The sequence below is a fragment of the Nitrobacter sp. MLSD-S21 genome, assembly GCF_058809865.1.
This window is the reverse complement of record NZ_JBXASZ010000001.1, coordinates 1-18,447: the sequence shown is the minus strand read 5'-3', so window position 1 is coordinate 18,447 and position 18,447 is coordinate 1. Positions and strand designations below refer to the sequence as shown.

The 18,447-nt window shown below is 56.1% G+C and carries 16 protein-coding genes and 2 pseudogenes; 9 read left to right on the top strand and 9 right to left on the bottom strand.

Going from position 1 to position 18,447, the window contains the following annotated elements; genetic code table 11:
• The first annotated feature begins 340 nt into the window (after positions 1 to 340).
• The 3 genes from AC1RT6_RS00090 (at position 341) to AC1RT6_RS00080 (ending at position 2,300) form a co-directional block, all read left to right on the top strand.
• Entirely contained in the window at positions 341 to 529 is a 189-nt protein-coding gene (locus tag AC1RT6_RS00090) for a hypothetical protein (RefSeq protein ID WP_472790293.1), read from the top strand.
• 161 nt (positions 530 to 690) lie between these two features.
• Positions 691 to 1,686: a catalase family peroxidase gene (locus AC1RT6_RS00085; RefSeq protein ID WP_139372935.1), complete on the top strand. Its 996-nt coding sequence runs from the start codon at positions 691 to 693 to the stop codon at positions 1,684 to 1,686.
• 233 nt (positions 1,687 to 1,919) lie between these two features.
• Positions 1,920 to 2,300 (top strand): alkyl sulfatase dimerization domain-containing protein, encoded by a 381-nt coding sequence (locus AC1RT6_RS00080; RefSeq protein WP_472790295.1) that lies wholly within the window; start codon positions 1,920 to 1,922, stop codon positions 2,298 to 2,300.
• Here the strand turns inward: AC1RT6_RS00080 and AC1RT6_RS00075 are convergent.
• Positions 2,263 to 2,742, bottom strand: a pseudogene (locus tag AC1RT6_RS00075) (DUF992 domain-containing protein). The gene AC1RT6_RS00080 and the pseudogene AC1RT6_RS00075 overlap by 38 nt on opposite strands.
• Positions 2,743 to 2,745: 3 nt before the next feature.
• Entirely contained in the window at positions 2,746 to 3,345 is a 600-nt protein-coding gene (locus AC1RT6_RS00070; protein ID WP_472790297.1) for a hypothetical protein, read from the bottom strand.
• 436 nt (positions 3,346 to 3,781) lie between these two features.
• Here AC1RT6_RS00070 and AC1RT6_RS00065 point away from each other — a divergent pair, with 436 nt between their 5' ends.
• On the top strand, positions 3,782 to 4,417 hold the full coding sequence (locus AC1RT6_RS00065; protein WP_079448492.1) for a response regulator: 636 nt from the start codon (positions 3,782 to 3,784) through the stop codon (positions 4,415 to 4,417).
• 164 nt (positions 4,418 to 4,581) lie between these two features.
• Positions 4,582 to 5,634 (top strand): helix-turn-helix domain-containing protein, encoded by a 1,053-nt coding sequence (locus AC1RT6_RS00060; RefSeq protein WP_079448490.1) that lies wholly within the window; start codon positions 4,582 to 4,584, stop codon positions 5,632 to 5,634.
• 71 nt (positions 5,635 to 5,705) lie between these two features.
• On the opposite strand, the gene AC1RT6_RS00055 is transcribed toward AC1RT6_RS00060, so the two are convergent.
• From AC1RT6_RS00055 to AC1RT6_RS00045, 3 genes are all read right to left on the bottom strand, one after another.
• Positions 5,706 to 6,737, bottom strand: a complete 1,032-nt coding sequence (locus AC1RT6_RS00055) for an AI-2E family transporter (RefSeq protein ID WP_472790302.1) — start codon at positions 6,735 to 6,737, stop codon at positions 5,706 to 5,708.
• A gap of 102 nt (positions 6,738 to 6,839) precedes the next feature.
• Positions 6,840 to 8,060, bottom strand: coding sequence for a M14 family metallopeptidase (locus AC1RT6_RS00050; RefSeq protein ID WP_493028838.1), 1,221 nt, complete (start codon positions 8,058 to 8,060; stop codon positions 6,840 to 6,842).
• 582 nt (positions 8,061 to 8,642) lie between these two features.
• Positions 8,643 to 9,485 (bottom strand): ceramidase domain-containing protein, encoded by an 843-nt coding sequence (locus AC1RT6_RS00045; protein WP_079448486.1) that lies wholly within the window; start codon positions 9,483 to 9,485, stop codon positions 8,643 to 8,645.
• A gap of 155 nt (positions 9,486 to 9,640) precedes the next feature.
• Between AC1RT6_RS00045 and AC1RT6_RS00040 the strand changes: the two genes are divergently transcribed.
• Complete coding sequence (locus tag AC1RT6_RS00040; RefSeq protein WP_309775359.1) at positions 9,641 to 10,669, top strand: Lnb N-terminal periplasmic domain-containing protein; 1,029 nt, start codon at positions 9,641 to 9,643, stop codon at positions 10,667 to 10,669.
• A 119-nt stretch (positions 10,670 to 10,788) separates the two neighbouring features.
• On the opposite strand, the gene AC1RT6_RS00035 is transcribed toward AC1RT6_RS00040, so the two are convergent.
• Together AC1RT6_RS00035 and AC1RT6_RS00030 are read right to left on the bottom strand one after the other, a co-directional pair.
• A complete protein-coding gene (locus tag AC1RT6_RS00035; RefSeq protein WP_472790306.1) occupies positions 10,789 to 11,442 on the bottom strand; it encodes a response regulator in 654 nt (217 codons plus the stop codon).
• Between the two features lie 186 nt (positions 11,443 to 11,628).
• Positions 11,629 to 12,762 carry a sensor histidine kinase gene (locus AC1RT6_RS00030; RefSeq protein WP_079448484.1) on the bottom strand — a complete coding sequence of 378 codons (1,134 nt, stop codon included), beginning with the start codon at positions 12,760 to 12,762 and terminating at the stop codon, positions 11,629 to 11,631.
• A gap of 493 nt (positions 12,763 to 13,255) precedes the next feature.
• Here AC1RT6_RS00030 and AC1RT6_RS00025 point away from each other — a divergent pair, with 493 nt between their 5' ends.
• Positions 13,256 to 15,853, top strand: coding sequence for a mechanosensitive ion channel family protein (locus AC1RT6_RS00025; protein ID WP_472790310.1), 2,598 nt, complete (start codon positions 13,256 to 13,258; stop codon positions 15,851 to 15,853).
• A 39-nt stretch (positions 15,854 to 15,892) separates the two neighbouring features.
• On the opposite strand, the gene AC1RT6_RS00020 is transcribed toward AC1RT6_RS00025, so the two are convergent.
• Positions 15,893 to 16,792: an alpha/beta hydrolase gene (locus AC1RT6_RS00020; protein WP_079448482.1), complete on the bottom strand. Its 900-nt coding sequence runs from the start codon at positions 16,790 to 16,792 to the stop codon at positions 15,893 to 15,895.
• Between the two features lie 143 nt (positions 16,793 to 16,935).
• On the opposite strand from AC1RT6_RS00020, the gene AC1RT6_RS00015 reads away from it, so the two are divergent.
• Positions 16,936 to 17,115 carry a DUF6894 family protein gene (locus tag AC1RT6_RS00015; RefSeq protein ID WP_472790312.1) on the top strand — a complete coding sequence of 60 codons (180 nt, stop codon included), beginning with the start codon at positions 16,936 to 16,938 and terminating at the stop codon, positions 17,113 to 17,115.
• Between the two features lie 109 nt (positions 17,116 to 17,224).
• Here the strand turns inward: AC1RT6_RS00015 and AC1RT6_RS00010 are convergent, their stop codons facing one another.
• Complete coding sequence (locus AC1RT6_RS00010; protein WP_158081569.1) at positions 17,225 to 17,410, bottom strand: hypothetical protein; 186 nt, start codon at positions 17,408 to 17,410, stop codon at positions 17,225 to 17,227.
• 345 nt (positions 17,411 to 17,755) lie between these two features.
• On the opposite strand from AC1RT6_RS00010, the pseudogene AC1RT6_RS00005 reads away from it, so the two are divergent.
• Positions 17,756 to 18,447, top strand: a pseudogene (locus AC1RT6_RS00005) (hypothetical protein); the annotation flags it as partial.

Genomic DNA, 18,447 nt, shown 5'->3' with positions numbered 1-18,447 from the left:
GCTGACCCTCGCTTACAAATTCAAGTTCGTGTGACGCCATTTCTCGATCAATACGATCCGCCGATAATCGGACGTATGCTCGGGCGGCGGCGCGGTTGGTTGATTGTGGCCATTCTCGCTGTCATGGCCATGCTGACCGGGATCGCTTTTGGCAATCCAGGATATTGGATCTGGTGGACAGTCGGTTTCTCAATCGCACTCGGAATCGCGGGCGCAACGCTCGATCTGGTGCTCGACGGTTGGCGTATCACGAGCGTGCGTCCACCGGAGAAACAGGCGGCTGTCCTCATCGGTGCCGCTCTTCAAGCACCAGGGATTCACAAATACCGACATCGCGCCCGTGACCGAGGTCTTCGGTTTCTGGATCGCGCTTGGTGCCACCTTCATGGCCGGTTGGCTGATCCCGCGTATCGGCATGATGTCGAGCCTCCTCATTGGCACCGTCGCGGGCTCGGCCTCTTATCTCGCGCTCGCGTTTCCAGCGGCACATGGCGGGGATGGAGGTAAGGCGTTTGGACCTTCGCGCTGACCGTCGGCATTGAAGGAAGGAAGCCAATACGATGAGCAAATGGTTTTCAGTCTGCCGTTCCGACTATATTGGGCGTGCGATTTAGTTTAGACTCACCGCTGGTGTTCTGTTCTCCTTTAGCAGCTTTCCTTATACGCTTCTCGTAATCAGAGAGGATCATCGTGCGATCGTTTCAACGTCTTGCTATGAGCATCGCATTCTTCGCGGCGATCGCGGTAGGAGCTACCAACGTTTGCGCCGAAGACGAGCCGCTTGGCGTTCGGCTGGTCAATCAAATGAACGCGCGCTACGGCCAGCATACGGGCGTTCGCGCGAACCACGCCAAGGGTGCCGTGTTTGAAGGTATCTTCACGCCGGCGCAAGGCGCGGACTCCTTCAGCTCGGCTGTATTTCTCAAAGGCGCTCCGACGCCGTTGGTCATTCGATTCTCAAATGCAGGCGGCGTCCCTGATGCGCCCGACACCCACCCTTCGACCGGCGGTATCCGCGGCATGGCCATCAAGTTTCGTCTCTCGGATGGCAGCGAGCAAGACATTGTCTGTATATCGGCCAACGGGTTTCCGGTGGCAACCGGCGAGGATTTTCTAGCTCTGCTCCAAGCCGTCGGTGCGAGCGGTCCCAATGTCCCCAAGCCGACGCCGGTCGAGAAATTCTTGTCGATTCACCCTGCGGCAGCAGCGTTTGTCACCACGCCTCGGCCTGTGGCTGTCAGTTACGGCACGCAACCCTTCTTCGGCGTGAACGCGTTCAAGTTTACCAACACGCAAAAAACGAGCAAGTTTGGCCGCTATCGCATCGTACCGGAGAGCGGCCCGGCCTACGTAACCGACGAGGAGGCGGCGAAGCGTCCTCCGAATGCATTAGCTGACAATCTACGGGCGTCACTCGAAGCAGGACCGGTCAAGTTTCACCTTTTGGTGCAGGTTGCCGCCGCTGACGATCCAACCGCGGACGCTACGAAAGTCTGGCTGGATAGCCGTCCGACGATAGAACTCGGAGAAATCGCAGTCATCAAGGCGTTGGATACGAAGAAGATCGAGAACGATCTGCTATTCCTGCCGACCAATGTGACGACCGGCATCGAAGCTTCGGATGACCCGATCATTAATACGCGTACCGAGGCGTATGCCGAGTCATTCAGTCGCCGCACCAAATAGATCGTTCGCCAGGTCATATTGACAGAGTCGTGACCATAAAAAGATCGTGGGGTTGTCAGCGGCAAGCAGCAACGGGTCCTAGTAATTGCCGAAGGTTACCTAGGAGTTTTTCTGTTGTCCGCCTTTTCAATTTTTGTTCAGCTTCAAGCGTCAGTTGGATGAGAGCGCATTACAAGGAGTAGCGATGACGATGACACAGCTGGCCGCGCTGGGGCAACGCACGCATCCAAGAGGTGTTGCGCGCGCAACGCGACGCCTACGCCAACTTGAATAAGCAGGCGCTGCACTACGCTGCCCGAGGCGTCACTATCAACGAGATTCACAACGTGTATGAGGTGCCGAAGAGCCTGCGCGATCAGTGGGCTGCGCGGAGCTACCATGGGGATGTGCAGAACAACGCGCGAGCGGTAATCAACCGTTTCCTCGGCCACTACGACGGCAATCCGGCTAACCTGATCCCGTTATCACCGAAGGACTCCGCGCCACTATACGTGGACATGATGGGCGGACCGGCAAAAATCATCTCGAAGAACGAGGAACTACTTGGGCAGGGAAAATATCCGATTGTGCACCGATCTAACGTGCCGGACTTGAACCGAGCGTCAGATTGGTAACACTTGCCGCGAAATTCAGCCCGACCGATCTTTCGGTCGATAGCGGTTGGAGGATGATCGTGCGGCGGGATCCACCGATCAGCGCGTTGGCTCCAAAGCCCGGCCCAAATGCGATATTACCGCTGACACCCACATAATTGCCGCGCAGGGTGCCGGGACCGATGCGTGAGTTCCTAGCAAGAACGGCTCACGAAAGGACCGCTCCGCTGGTCACTCCGAGGTCAAGACCGACGCGCCTGATCCTCCCTTCATAGACGTACTGCCGCCCCGAGTTTCCCGCCCGGAATACGCAACGCAAGTCCTGCGCCGAGCCGAAAACTTGTCCAACGCGCGGTGTACTGGCGCACAAAAGCCTGCCGACCCTGAATCTCTCCGCATTGGCGGGAAGAGCAACGATGCAAATCAAAGCAGACACGCAAATGGTCGCGAGACGCTGACTCATCATCTAAATCTCATCGGGGCTTTTGTGTCGGCTGGATGCGGCGCTCGTTTGACCGCTATTGCGAAACCAGAACGTGATGCCGAGGCCGATCAGAAAGACAGCCGCCAGCAGAAATAAGAGAATAGACTGCTTCAGCCAGGATATCATTGGAACCGCTGCGCCCATCGCAAGACCGAGGAAAGCGGTCTGTAGCGACAGAAGGCTCACGCCCGCGAGGAATGTCCCCAACGCAAGCAGCGTAAGGAGAACAAGACTGATTGCTGGTGTCGTCAGAAATTGACTAACGCCCGACAGTATTATGATGTTCATCGCAACTAAGACAGCGATCCAGTGTAGCGCCTGGGTCCAGACGAGTTGCCATCGCGCCTCTCTGCTGTGCACCTGTGACCACTTGCTGATCACGCCGGTGACGCCGATCGCGATTGCCAGAAATTCCCAATAGCCGACGAGGGGTTGGCGCGACGCGTTCGTATACGCGACCCCGGCGATAGACAGCACCAGTGCAACGATAAAAGGAAACTGCTCCCTAACGAAGCGGGTCACCGGCGACCGCGCCACCGAAGGGTTCGTTCGATCGTCTCGTGTAGCTTCAATTTCATCCATCGGTGCCTCATTGACGATTCGCGGCTTGCTGGGGGATCATCGCCGATCGGAACGTTCCGCCTGTTTTCATGTCGTTCATCAATCGGCCAGCCCGCCGAGCCACCTAGAGTGAACCAGCATCCTAGATTGCCGAAGCCCGTCTTGCCCATCAGGGATTTCCCTAGGAAGCAGGCTCGCCGTTCCTTAACGACGACCAAATTTCGTGCTGAGCAATCACACCAACAAATGATCCTCGCCACAGGCAGAACCGTGAGTACAATGCGCTCAGGCTGCCGTTCGATCATGCCATCTAAGAGCGGTAGTCAGTACATTTGGCCGGAATTTTCAGGGTTTTGTGGGATATTCACCGGTGTTGCCACTAATGTAACTGCTGGTTTGCAGTTGATCGCGCTCTTTATTGCCCGACGTTGATGAGCCGGAAAACGGGAACGACGCCGTGAAGCGCTTCGTCATAGCAGATGATCACGAAGTGGTTCGCTCCGGACTTCGCGCGCTTGTCGAAACGCGAGCCGACTGGATCGTCAGCGCAGAGGCCGTCAATGGAGAGCAGGCTGTCGCGCTGACGTTAGAAACGCGGCCTGACGTCGTCATCGTAGATTATTCAATGCCACTGATGAATGGGCTGGAAGTAAGCCGCCGCCTCAAGTCAAAGGGTGTGCAGGCCGCGATCTTGGTCCTCACGATGCACGAAAATGAGGAGTTGTTGACTGAGGCCATTTTGGCCGGCGTTCGTGGCTTGCTGTTCAAGTCAGATGCAGGAAAACATTTGATTGCCGCAATCGAGGCACTACTGGACGGCAGGCCCTATTTCACCGGCGTTCTAATGGAGAAATTACTTCATCACTATCAGACCAACAAGCAAAACAAGCTGGACGTCGTGCTCACTCCGCGCGAGCAAGGCATCGTTCAACTCATTGCGGAAGGGCATACGAACAGATCCATCAGCGGAATTCTGAAGCTCAGCGTGAAGACCGTAGAAACCCATCGCGCATCGGCCATGCGAAAGCTGGGTATGTCCTCGACAGCCGATCTAGTCCGTTATGCCATCCGCAAGAATCTGGTCGCACCCTGAAGACGATCTGGATCTTACATTCAAGATGCGGTCGCAGACGCCGGCCAAACCAGCCACACGGCTGATGGCCGTCGAGCCAGGGCATCTGGTTCCCACCGGCTCCCGGTGTTAGAGTAGTCCATCTGCTGATAGCGCGAATGCCTGCAATTTGGAGGTAATTTGCCATGAATGCTCTGATTCCCGCAGTCGAGCTACTAAAGGCGAGCAGCGAGCAGCCGCTGCGATGCGCACTCGACATGAACACATCTTCCGTTTTGCCCCCTGAGCAGTTCGACTTCTTTCGCAGTTGGTACGCGGGCATTGCCGAAGTCACGCTTTTCCAAGAAGAGTGTTCCTCATTTCTGGCGCATCAAATGGTGTGGGACTTTGGAAAGTTGACTTTCATTTACCTCACATTGCCCTATTGCCAATTTGGTTGGCGGCATTTGAGCAGACCCACAATAGACAATTGGTATTTGACCCTACTGTTACCTAAAGCTCAGAATTCCAGAGACGATTTTGAAGCTGGAGATTTAGGCTTGCAGTCTTTCGCGGACCCATTCGAATACATATCAAAGAAAACCGATTTCCTTGCTTTTGTTCTGCCCCGCAATCTGCATTTCATCCAGTCGTCAACAATTGAAATACGCAGGAATTCGAAACAACTCCTGACGGACTACATGCTTCTTCTGCATCGCTCGCTTCCTCATCTGAGGAGTACCGACGCGCTGAACATCGCTGCGGCAACCACCAGCCTGCTCGCCGCATGTCTCGCACCATCACGCGACCGGATCGCCGAGGCGCAGCGCCCGATCGAAGTCGTTCTCATGAACCGCGCTTCTCAAATCATCGCGAAGCGCCTGTCGGATCCAAAATTGACGCCGGACCTGCTCTGCCGTGAGATCGGCGTATCGCGTTCCGGGCTGTACAGAATTTTCGAGTCGGTTGGAGGCGTTGCGAATTACATTCGGCGTGCGCGCCTGTGCAAGACGCGTGACGCGCTGGCCGACAGTTCGGACGGACGATCGATCTTCGCCATTGCTGAGCAATATGGCTTCATGGATCCCTCCACATACAGCCGTATGTTCAAGAAAGAGTTCGGCATTTCGCCACGAGACGCGCGCACGGAAGGTTGGCTAAACCTCAAATTCGCACGGCCGACTGACAGGACGCCAACGCTTCGCAATCTCTTGCTAGGAAACTATTGGGACCGCTCTAACGATGTTGATCGGCTCTGACGCACTCAAGGCCAGCGGTAAATTGTCAAGCGCTCTTGAGACAGCGTCACAAAGGTCATGGTCCTTTCGCCTCAATCCGCTGAAAGCAATTTGGCCAGCCAGTTCAGTGAGGCATGTTGTTCGCAAATCGTCAGGAGCGCGATTGTTACGGGAAGGCCTATGAATGCACCTGGTATCCCCCAGAGAAATGCCCAGAAAAAGAATGCAACCAGCATCACGAACGGCGATATCGCGAGAGTTCTACCGGCGATGATCGGCTCAAGATAGCTTCCGATCAAAAATTGGATCAGGTACAGGCTAAAAAATACAAATAGCGCCATCTGCCAGGATTCGAACTGCACGCTGGCGAAAAGCACCGGAAGAACAATCGCAACCAGCGTGCCTACATATGGAATATAGTTCAATACGAAAGAAATGATCCCCCAGGCCGTTGCCAGGTCGAGGCTGATCGAGAACGTGAAAGCGAAGACCGCCAAGCCTGTTACTATGCTGGCCGTGGTTCGTATCATCATGTATTTGCGAATTTTCCCGGCGATCTCTGCAGTCGTTCGACAGATATCCTGCCCGATCTTGGGTGCCAACGAGTCCAGTCGCGTTCTGAAATCGTCCAGTTCCGTCAGACCAAACGTAAGCAGGAGAAATACAGCAATGCTGAACCCGGAAAAGTAATTCGCTCCAGACGCGATCGTCCGAAGGACGCCGACGAACGCACTGGCATCGTACTGACCGACCCCTTCCGTGATGAAAATGCCGTACCCTGCCAGCCACAGGGTCCATCGCTCGTAAAGGGCTTGAATGCTCGCGATGTTGGCGATTGTCCAGTGGACCACGTCATCAATGCTCCAGACGATAGCCATCGTGAACACGAGCATGATGACAAGCGTCAGAAGAATGGTGAGAGACAACGCGGCAAACTTCGAAAGCCTTGCCTCAAGCGCCTTTTGAATCGGCCAGACGAGCGCCATACCGAAGAGTGCGAAGGCTATGGGTTCAAACAATGGTCGCGCGAGGTAAAGCGCAGCGGTTATCAGAAAGACCGCAAGGAGAAGCTGGACGCTGTGACCGGTTTCAAATCGACTCGGATTTGGCACGGTGTCGTTCATCGACTGCCCCTCATTTAATGGAGGCGAAATCGTCATTAGCGAGAGTCATCCGCTGCCGCCGTTGTAACCTCGGCGCCCTTTTTTCCATATCTTGACGATCCACTATTCTGGATAAGAGTGTTCGGTATCGGCATGCACGCCACGCCGAGCGGGAGTATCCGGCTCGCGGACCATAATGAACGCCAATATGTTCCCTGGCTCCGACATCGAGTCGGTGCGATAGGCGGCCAATGTCCCGTTCTGCGCAGCAACATATTCTGCAACAGTCTCGCCGAACATGTTTCGTTGCACGGCAATCTTCTGGCCGGCTTTGACCTCCTCGTCGAGCTTCGCCAGATATTCGATGAGACCGCCGTGGGTTGCTATGATCGGAGCTGCCCCATTGCCGATCTTCATGCCGGCATCCGCCGCGGTCCGCCCAATCGCGCCACCGATCACACCGTAATGCTTCAGAACGTTCGTGGTGCCTTCGACAAACAGGTCGATCATGCCACCGTTGAGAATCCGCGCGGCGCCGACTTCAGGTGTGAAGCACGGGATGCCAGCGTCGACGAACGCATTATGCAGAACCCCGGGATAGGCGGCATCGTCCCACATTTGCCCGATGGGATAGAGGTCCGTCATGGTCTTCACGTCGGGGATACTGCGATCGCCGATAATGAACGCAGCAATTTCCAGGCCCGTAGCTCCGGTATGGAAGTCGATCGCAAGGTCGGAGTTCGGTTTCAGAAGCCGGTTGAATAGAAGGCCAGCGTGACGGCTCGTGGCACTCGCCCCGTTCTCGTTTCCCGGCCACTCGCGATTCATGTCGATGAGGCCGATGCCGCGCCCAGAATTGGGCCATCGGCGTTGCATGCTCTCCAAGGCCGGTCGCGCGATGTCCAGCACAGCCATGACCGTCCCGGACATCTGCTTCGGATCGAGTTGCTCCATCACAGCCTGCACCGTGCGGATCGAGCTCATTTCATCGCCATGCACGCCGCTGGTCAACGTGAAACGCTTGCCGGGTCGAGCGCCCTTGGCCACGACGACCGACACGTACCAGCACTGGCCGCCCGGCGCCTGCACACCTTGAAAATAGAGCTGGTGCTTTTTTCCGGGCTCGAGATCCGCAACATCAAGCCGGCTGACAACCTTTCTCTCCTGAACCGTTTCACCTGTATAGATGGTTCCGGCCCTCGCCTCCTCTTTTCCAGAAGTCTGCTGCGCGGTCGCGGTGGCGGCTTCCCCGATGACGATGGCCGCCGCCCCAGCAGCGGCGATGGAGCCGGTCATGAAGTCGCGCCGATCAAGAATATCTCTATCTTTGGCTGAATCTGACATGGGCACTCCCCCACGGGTGGGAACTTTGATCACGCGCCGCTTCATAACGATATCTCGACGATCCGGAAGTGCGACGCCGCGATCGGCGTCGTCCGTTTGGCGCCCTCCGGATTAGGCCAGCAGTTCAGCATACGCGGCCGAAGATTAGTTCCGAAGCACTACGCTCAACATGAGAGCAGAAACGCCTAACAACTAGGACTGTCAGCTCGGTGTACACAAGTGTCTGATCGCTTGCGCGTAAGAGGCACGCCTCGCATTGTTAACCGAACCTGGCTGAGGGTGTTGAGGGCGCTGGCAAGACAGCGCGAAGCAGTCATCACGCACTCAATCCCGCACTTCACCGGTTACCATCAAATCGCTTCCGAAATTGCAGCATGGCATCCGGACTTGCCGGCCCATTGAAGCTAATAGCGGCATCCCATCAACGTCTATCGGAAGAAACCCCGAACAGAGACATGAGGGATACTCCCAAACGGTCCGGCAGAATCCGGAGAGACGATCAATCTGCGCCGCGATTTCAATCCCATTCAATGTCGTCCCGGAAGTCGACCATCGTTCAGTTCATCACGATGCCGGGCGGAGCTAATCACTACGAGCAATAGCTTCCAGCGGCCGTCTCACCTGGAATAGCTTCAGAATTGCGAAGCAGGCGGATGCCGCAGCAAGGTGCTTCAGCGTGTGTCCGCTAAGAATTCCACCGAATGAATAAACCTGATGGTCATAATGCTCCAGCAACTTGGCTAATGCATAAAGTGCCACAGCGGCGCCCCAGTAGGAAGCGCCGGTGTATTTGGGCGGAAACAGGCTTAGAATTAACACCAGTGCAGTAAATGGGAAAAATTGAGCCCACGCGTATAGTCGCAGATCATCTGTCCAGCGCCACATCAGAAGACTGAAAATGCCGACTGCAAGCAGCGGCCGCAGCAACACCGCGCCGGCCTTTGGATCCACGCGCTCCTCAACCACCGCCGAAAGTATCGCGGCGAAGCAAAGCGTCATCGGTAATCGATCCCAGAACAACGTCTGGTCACTGGGATTGAGATGATAATAGGATGAGCCGAACCCGGTTAGGAAAATTCCGCCAAATAATACGAAAGTTGTTGCGCTGCGTCCGAACTGCGCGAGACCAACCGCGCCCACGGCGATAAATGGAAGATTGGACACGACATTCCAGAAATTCGGTATGCCGAACACTTCGCGCTGATCGGCAAACTGATGATAGTCCTGGTTCTGCAGCAAGGGTGGAATCGGCAGTAACGCCGCAAGCGTAACAATCATCAATCCGTACAAAAACAGTACCGGACGATCGCGAACTATGCTGCCAACTTTCATCAGCGATGCGCCTTGAAGCGATGTCGGATTGCGCAACACTTCATTGCTTGAAAATATATATTGCGATGGTAGCGCAACGGCGTTCGGAAGCAAGAGATGGACACAAGATTAGTTTTGATCACCGGCAACGATTTGGCGAATCGCGCTTGGCAAATAAAACCTGACAGACAGTCGTTTGCTGGCATGCCGCTGTTCATGATATCTGATGCGATCTTACGTTCGGCATCTGTAATAGTTCGACGACGCTGGTGGAAGAAGCCATGAGTGTGCATTTCAGGTTTCTGACTTCATCTTTGCGCTGGCTGAAGAAGGCTTTTGGCTTTTTCTGTCTCGCTCTGGCCCTCACATGGGCGACTCTGGCCATCTACTATTCAAATCTCCCATGGCCCGGATTACGCATCGCGCTAGCGATAGTCTTTGCAGCGTTCACGATTTGGGCCATCTGGTTTTCCCATCGGCGACGCATGTCCGTGATGGCGGCTCTGCTGTTCGTCGGCGTGGTCGCATGGTGGATAGCCATTCCCCCTTCGCATGATCGTCCCTGGCGACAGGAAGTCGCGGTGATGCCACGAGCCATCATCGACGGCGACAATGTGCACTTCACTGGCGTCCGCGACTTCGACTATCGCAGCCGGAGCGACTTCACGGTCCGCTACCAGGAGCGGGATGTTCAGCTGTCTCATCTGACCGGTCTCGACTTCTACGTAGCCTACTTTGCTGAGGGGCCAGTCGGGCACACCTTCGTGAGCTTCATATTCGACAATGCCGAGCCGTTGAGCATCTCCATCGAAACACGGCCGGAGGTTGGCGAAGGCTTTGCGCCCGTCGCCTCCCTCTTCAAGCAATTTGAATTGATCTACATAGTCGGCAGCGAACGTGACCTGGTGGGTGTGCGCACCAATCACCGCCACGAACCGGTATATTTATATCGCCTGAATACCTCTGCGGAGAGTGCGCGCCGGCTATTTCTTGTCTATCTGAACCGGATCAACGAACTTGCCGACACGCCTGAATTCTATCACCTGCTGACCAATAGCTGCACCATCAATATTATCCGCTACGCCAATGCCGCAGGCAGGCAGGGGCGGTTCGATATCCGCCACCTGCTCAACGGATTGATCGATAGCTATCTTTATCACTCGGGCCGAGTGGACACGACGTTGCCGTTCGAAGAACTGAGGCGACGCTCTCTCATCAATGAAGCCGCGCAGGCCGCCGACGGAAAATCAGATTTTTCTGAGCGCATCCGGGCCAATCTGCCAACGATTCCGCGATGAACTACGTGATGTCCACCTCATCAGAGATTGTTGCTGGTCCAATCCATGCCCGCAAACGAAGTGAGGTGAGAATATTTCCTCAAGTCCTGCGATTATTGGAAAGATCAATCGCCGGTCTGTTACGGCTCTATCATGTTGGACCTCACCGCGTATCGCACGAGGCTTGCGATTGAATTGATCTCTAATTTCCGCATGGCCGTCGCACGATGAGCTTCGGTGGTCTTCACACTGAGATTGAGGAGGGAGCTAATCTTTTTATTGCTGTAGCCTTCGGCCACCAGCGTGACCACATGCCGCTCGCGCGGAGAGAGCTTCTGGCCCCCTGCGTCCGCGCCGTTCTGTTCGCGGCGCGGCCCGGCGCTAAACCGCCCATCATCGAACGACCTATGCATCATTAAAGCCTCTACGGCCGCCAACAACATCTTGTTTGCGTCAGATTTGACCAGATATGCGCGCGCACCGGCCCGAAACGCTTCCTGTGCCAGCACCCTGGACTCATGCACAGTAAAGATTAGGACTTCCGTCTCCCGCAAATGTTTGCTGATGAGTCGCGCAACTTCGACTCCCGTCATATGCGGGAGCGAGAAGTCCAGGATTGCAACGTCGGGGCGCTTCTCAAGGGCGACCTCGAACGCCCTCCTGCCGTCATCCACATCGGCAATGACCTCCCAACCGGGACGCTGCTCAAGCACCGCACGCAACCCAAGCCGGACGGCGGCATGGCGTCCGCTATGAGAATTCGTTTCATCTTCCAGAAGTTCTCCGGAGGACATTCTCGAACCTCAGGATAAATCACTAGGTAGAACTATCTATGATGGCGAATCCCATTAATGGATCTGGCGTCCCAAAATATGTCCGCACCCTCACCGAGATTCTATTCTGGGAAAAGCGGCAATTCGCGACCAGTGGCACGAGTTTGACTTCGGCCCGCGACCCCGGGAATCGTTAAACTCTGCGTTTTATGGCGTATTTGCTTTGGCCTTGGCAGGCGCCGCTACCGTCTTCCGTTTACGCACCTTCGTCGTAAAGCCATGAGCGAACACAGCATATACCGTCGTGCCAGAGTGCGGCACTGCCGGATCTGAATGGATTTCGAGTCTGCCGCCGATCTGTTTCAGCCTCGCGCTCATTGTCGGAATTCCAACACCGGTGGATATTGCCTTCACGCCGCGGCCCGCACGCGCGGCTAACAGGCCGCATCCGTTATCGCTGATCATAAGGCGGATGTGAGCATCAGTTGCCTCAAGGACAATCTTGACCTTGGTGGCCTTCGCGTGCCGAAATACGTTCGTAAGCGCTTCCTGGGTGACCCGTAGCAATAAACGCTGATGCTCTTTTGGCAATCGGTCGACAGCGCGCGTGATTTTCGTACTGACATCCAGCGACGTTCGCGTGGCGAAACTTCGCGCATAGCACTCGATCGTCGTTTTCAATCCATCGACCGTCAGTGCTTGAGGATACCGCAAATAAGTGAATGCGCGGATTTCCTTTAACGCCTCGCCGATGGATGCATCAACTTCATCGAAAAGTCTCTCGGCATTGATCGAAGCGCCTGGGTGGGCGCGCATTCGCATGAGACTAAGGCTTGCGGCAATCAGGTGCTGGCACGTGGAGTCATGGAGCTCGGATGCGAACCGCTGATGGATGTCCTCCTGAATGGAAGCAAGGCTAACATTCCTACGAATGTCATCCTCCCCGCGCAAGATCCGGTGGCTACCGATCAATCGGACACAGCCGTCTGGCTGGATGACCGGAACGGCCGTCGTCTCCGTGTCATGCCTTGAACCTCCAAATGCAAGTCCGTGACGGACCCTGACTTCGCTCCCTTGTGCAAGACATGCCTGGAAAGCTGAGCAAATTAATCGAGCGTCTTCCGCGCCCATATAGTCGAAGACATCCAGTTTCCTGATCTTCCGTGACGAAATTCCAAGGGCAGCCTCGAAGGCTGGATTGATGGCCTCATACGCAAAGCCTCCCGCGCCCAAGGGACGCACAGCAAAAAGAAGATCCGAAGCGCGATTCCAGTAAAGCTGATCGCAGCTTGCTTCCGAACCGGTCAGTGACACCTCGCCAAGCACGGTTCTGCGCGTCATTGTGCTGCTCACTATTCACAGAGTAGATACCCTACTATCTTGAATATGCATGTGGGCGCGTAAGCACTACAAGATACCCCTTTATAATATTCAAGATCCCGCCGCGGAGGAGATCAACACCAATTGATCGGATAGATTCCCGATTCGTCGCGAAGATACCTCCCAAATGGGCCATTGCCTTGCCGCTTGCAGCTGCTCGAGACTGCGCCAAGGCGGCCCTTGACCGTGAGAATCGAATCCTCCCAGGCTATTCAGTGATTCCTTTGGAGCAATAGGGCAAAGCGGTAGCAACCGTCGGAGCGGGTGGAGTTGCGGAGACGGGCCGCGCGGGCTCGGATTGTGGGTTCGCCGGTCTCAAACGATACACGCACCACCATAGCTGACCCCGGAATCGCACAATTGGTCATTGTCTGGCCATCAAGTTTTCGGAGACGGCTGAGGGGAATCTACCGTTTGGATTTCAAAGTTGCCATCGAATAAGGGAGAACTGCCGATGATCCGCCGACTGTGGGTCGTAGCGTGGGCGTTGAGTCTCTTTTCTATGCTGGTTGTGGCCGGCGCTCAGGCTCAGACCGCACAGGCGCCGACATCGCCCAAACCAGATGTGACGCAGCGGGCAGATTCTCCTTCGGATGCGCCAGCCACCGCGCAGCCAGCAAAACAGCCTGCTGCTTCGCTCAACACGGCCGAGATCGTTACACGTGCCAACAAAAATGTCGGCGTTGACATCGAGAAGAGTATCAACGGCTGGGAGCAGGAGCTTTCGCGCCTGGAAGGTGACCTAAAAAAGCCCCGCTTGAGCTATTCCGAACTGAACGACCTCCGTGACAAGCTCCAGCGCGTTCGCAGCGAGATTGGAAGCTTTGGCAAGCAACTTGAACCTGTACTCGCAGCCGCCAAGGACCAATTGGGCCTGCTCGGGCCGGCGCCGGCCGCCGGTCAACCACCCGAGCCGGACGACGTCGCGCGAAGTCGGGCCGACCGGACCTACTACCATGGGGTGTTGACCGGAGGTCAGAAGGAGATCGACTCCGCCAATCTGCGCATCGACAAGCTCATCGATGCCATCCAAGACATCCGTCGAAAGAATTTCGCGACGCGCCTGTTGCAGCCGCTACCTGGCATTTACTCGTCCGAGACCTGGTCGAGTGTGCCGAACTATGTTCCATTGGCCACATACCGCGTTCGCGACATCGTGGCCGACTGGTGGGGCAGTCTTGGCGATCAGGACGATGTGAAGCTCCTCGTTTTCGAATCCGGACTGCTCATGCTCGGGCTCGCTGTTGCCGCCGCCTTGGGAACCTGGCGGTTGCGCCGCCGGCGATCCGAGGACGTTGATCAGCCATTCTGGCGGCGGGCTGCAGTCGCGGGCGCCATCGCCTTGTTGTGGCTCTTGCCGGTCTTGCCGATCGCTTTCCTCTACGGGCTGGTCGCCGACACGCATCAACTGCCTAAACGTGTCGATTGGCTGCTGTACACGACTGCGCAATCCATCATCACCGTTCTCGCGGTCAGCGTGCTCGTCATCAGCGCGTTCGCACCGAGGATGCCGCATTGGCGGTTGATCCCCGTCTCTGATCGCACAGCACGTCGAATTTGCGGACTCCTTCTGGCGCTCGCAATCGTGTACGGCGTGACCAGTTTGCTCTACATGGTCACCCGTGTTGTGCAGGCTCCCTTTGCGCTGACGATCGCGGTTGCGCTTCCGTCGAGCCTGCTTTTGGCCGGAATCATCGTTGCCATCCTTCTTACGCCGCTAGAGGGGCAGCACCAGGACCAAAGCCTCTCACCGCGGCTCCTCGCCGTGCTGCGGGCCCCTGTTTGGATTGCAGTTGTCGCGATCATCATCTCGACATTTGCCGGATACCTGGCGCTTGCCCGGTTTCTCGCGCAACAATTGGTCGTAACCGTCTCCATTATGGCGTTTGCCTACCTCCTGCTGCTGTGGGTCGATGGGCTGATGCAGGGCTTGGGCGACGACCGTGCAGCGACAGGCCGCTGGCTCAAGGAAAGCTTTGGTGAGCAACACCAGCGGCACGAGCAGTTGGCTCTGCCGATTGGCCTGCTCCTTAAAGCCATCGTGGTCATACTGTCGGTGCCCCTCATTTTACTCCAGTGGGGGTACAGTTGGCCGGAAGTCTACGACTGGTACTCGCAGCTCTTCTTCGGTTTCCGGGTTGGCAACACCCAAGTATCCATTGCGGTGCTCCTCGCGTCGGTGATGGTGTTCGGGCTCGCCTATGGCGCCGCGCGACTTTTCCAGGGCTGGCTCGATGAGCGGGTTCTCAAGGCGGCGGGTATTTCGGGCGGCCTTCGCGATTCGATTCGCGTTGGAGTGGGATACGGCGGCGTCGTCATCGCAACGCTTGTGGCCTTCTCTTACGCAGGCTTCGACCTATCCAATCTCGCGATCCTGGCCGGCGCATTCTCCGTCGGCATCGGGTTCGGTTTGCAAAGTATCGTCAATAATTTCGTGTCGGGGCTGATCCTTCTGGCTGAGCGCCCCATCAGGGTCGGTGACTTGGTCGTCGTCGGAGGCGAAGAGGGTTATGTTCGCAAGATCAGCGTGCGTTCGACCGAGGTCGAGACGTCTGAGCGAGCGAGTGTTGTGATTCCGAACTCCTACTTCATCACGGAGAAGGTGAAGAACTGGACATTGCGCGATAACAGACGTCGTATCGCGATCCCGGTTAAGGTTGCGAATGGCTCCGATCCGCGGGCGGTCAAATCGATTCTGCTCAAGGTCGCGCAGGACCATCCCAGCGTCCTGACACTGCCTGCGCCGTCGTTCGATTTTGAAGATTTTGGGGTAGATGGCCTCACGTTCAAACTTTACGCTTTTGTCGATGTGCGTGCGGGCGGCAACGTGACCGCGGATCTAAGGATCGCTATTTTGGAAGCCTTCCAGGAGGCCGGGATTTTGATCCCGTCCCGGCATGCGGAGGTCACGCTGCAGACAATCGATCTGTTGCGTGAGACGGCGGAACATCTCTCAGGTGACACTCAAAAGACAAAGGTCAAAGCCAAAGGGTCTGCTTCAGGGCAGCTTGCCAATCTACCGAGACAGTCGGCAAATCTCGTCAGACCCTAGGCTTGTTGCAAATGCCGAAACCTTGCAATTCTCATAAGCCTAGGGGACTCGATCTAACAACCTGCGTTTCATGAACTGTCCGGCTGATTTGAGCGCCAGCCGTGCATCCGTAAGGCCGGCATTCCAGAGAGGCCACGCATGAATCATTTCTGGCCACACCTCCAAAGTCGTCGCAACGTTGGCTTCCGCGGCAGCTTCCGCAAAACGTGTTGAGTCCGAGAGCAATGTTTCAGCAGAGCCGACTTGAATGAGCGTCGGTGGAAATCCTGCAAGGACCGAAAACAAAGGGGAAAGAAGTGGGTTCCTGCGGTCGAGTGATGTGGGAGCATAGGCATCAGCTAGCTCCACCAGGTAGCCACGATGGATAATTGGATCGATATGATCTTTGCTCTCCAACGTCTTTCCGGACATGGTGAGATCAGTCCAGGGTGAAATCAGCCACGCGCACGCCGGCAAATCTTCGTTCGCCTCTCGCAAGGCGTTGATCAGGGCGATCGTGAGATTGCCGCCGGCGCTGTCGCCGCCAACTACAATATTCCGCGCGTCGATGCCTTGCTGGCGCAGATACCGCCAACCGATCATGGCATCGTCATGCGCAGCAGGAAACGGATGTTCCGGCGCTAGCCGATAGGCAATCGCCAACGTGCTTATACCAGCGGCGCGCCCGGCCTCTGTAACAAGGCGTCGATGGCTCGCAATTGAGCCCGAACAGTAGCCGCCGCCATGAAAATACAGAAGTACCCGTGTGGCGTCCGCCCCAGGCGAAAGCGACCATTCCCCTGCTACATCTCCGCAACCGACTGTTCGCAGCTCTACATCGTCCGCCACCGGCCAAATTGAGCCGACCTCATCGAGACGTTGCCTTCGCTGCTCCCATCCGATCGGACGAGGCTTTGAAGACAGTATTGCGCGGATACTTTCAATCTCTCCCTCAGCCAAGGCGTCTCCCCTCGATAGCCACCAAAACAAATGGGGACCGTATTGCGTAGATACCTGCGGCGCGGTCTATCTCGACGCGCCGAACGTCACAGGCACTTCACCCTCAGTGGTCAATGGAGTCCCCTGACAGAGAGAGGAGCACCATGCCGCAGTATTGCTTTCACTTTATAAACGGGAATCCACTGATCAATGCCGTAATCGTGGATTTGTCTGACCTCGACGCAGCCAAAGCCGAGGTAGCAAAATTCGTTGGCGCGGTTTTGATGTCGGAACAACCCACCGACAATCCGTTCTCGGTAGATTCTTTATTCAGAACTCAATGACTTTTACGAAGAATATGACCGCACTGCCCGCCAGCAACCGGAGGCATTTCCTCATTATATATATACTACTATAACATTATATATATACTACTATAACGTGTAACCGAAGTCATTCGGAATTCATTCTGACGGTAAGGTAGAAACAATACACCCCGTGGACGATGTTGAGATCAATGTTGTCGTGACGATCGGACACGAAGATGAAGAACCAAAGGTGATTTCTCGCGTCACGCGCCGAGCGGTCACCATGTTTGATCTCACGGTTGATCACGAGCGCTACGCGCAAAACCGTCATGATCGCAGAGCGGCAATCATCGGTTGCATGAACCGGCTTTAGTGTTGCCTTTCAGTCCCACCCGGAAGTTTCCCTCACCTAAAAGAGATGCCTGCATGTTGACACCGCGCTGTACGATGTATAGCGAGAAACATATCGATAGGCTATCGGCCGGGGGGCATCCCGAGTCGTCCTGTTTTTAGATGATCGCTGTTCTGGGTGGCCGCGCGCGTTCCTCGTTAATGAGGAGCGCCCCGGCATGCGCGGACGGCTGCGGTCAGCCAACGACTGCGCGAAACGTTTTTCGAATGTTGCAGCTCAGCGGGGATCCGAACCCGCATGACAGAGCAGCATGGGGGGGATGATATGAATAGTTTGAAGAGTTATTTCCTCGGCTCGACAGCAGGGCTGGCGTTCCTGTCCACCGTCCTGCTTGTCGCCATCCCATCGAATCCGGCGCAGGCGCGTTCACTACACGATGAAGGCGGATGCAGCGAACCTGACGTATGTTCAAAAACGCAGGCCGAGCGGCAGGCGCAGGGAAGGCAGGGCTATGCCCCACTCGCCGCCCCGAGCTGGGCGGATACCTATGTTCAGGGTTGGTCGGAAAAGCAGGTTCAGGCGCTGACGTTTCCTTACTTCAAGGCGAACACGACGAAGCCGGTGTTCACGCTCTACGACGCACTCGGACGACCCGACAATCTCAAGATCGGGGGCAGTTTCCGGTCCCGCATCGAAGGGATCAACAACCAGTTCCGTCCGGCGCCTGCCCCGCAGGACGACGTGTTACTCGCACTCCGTACCAACATTTACGCCGAGTACGATACCGGCCACAAGATCAAGATCGGCGGCGAAGTGTTCGACAGCCGCGGCTATTTGCAGAAACCGAACTCGACGGCCTCCACCACGGAGGTGAACGCCCTCGAGCTCACCCAGGCCTATCTCAAGTTCGATCTTTCCGAGCAAACGGGCAATGGTTCGAATAGCAGCCTCACCACCGGCCGGTTCACGAAGGACGTCGGTTCACGCCGCCTCATGGCGCGTAACGACTACCGAAA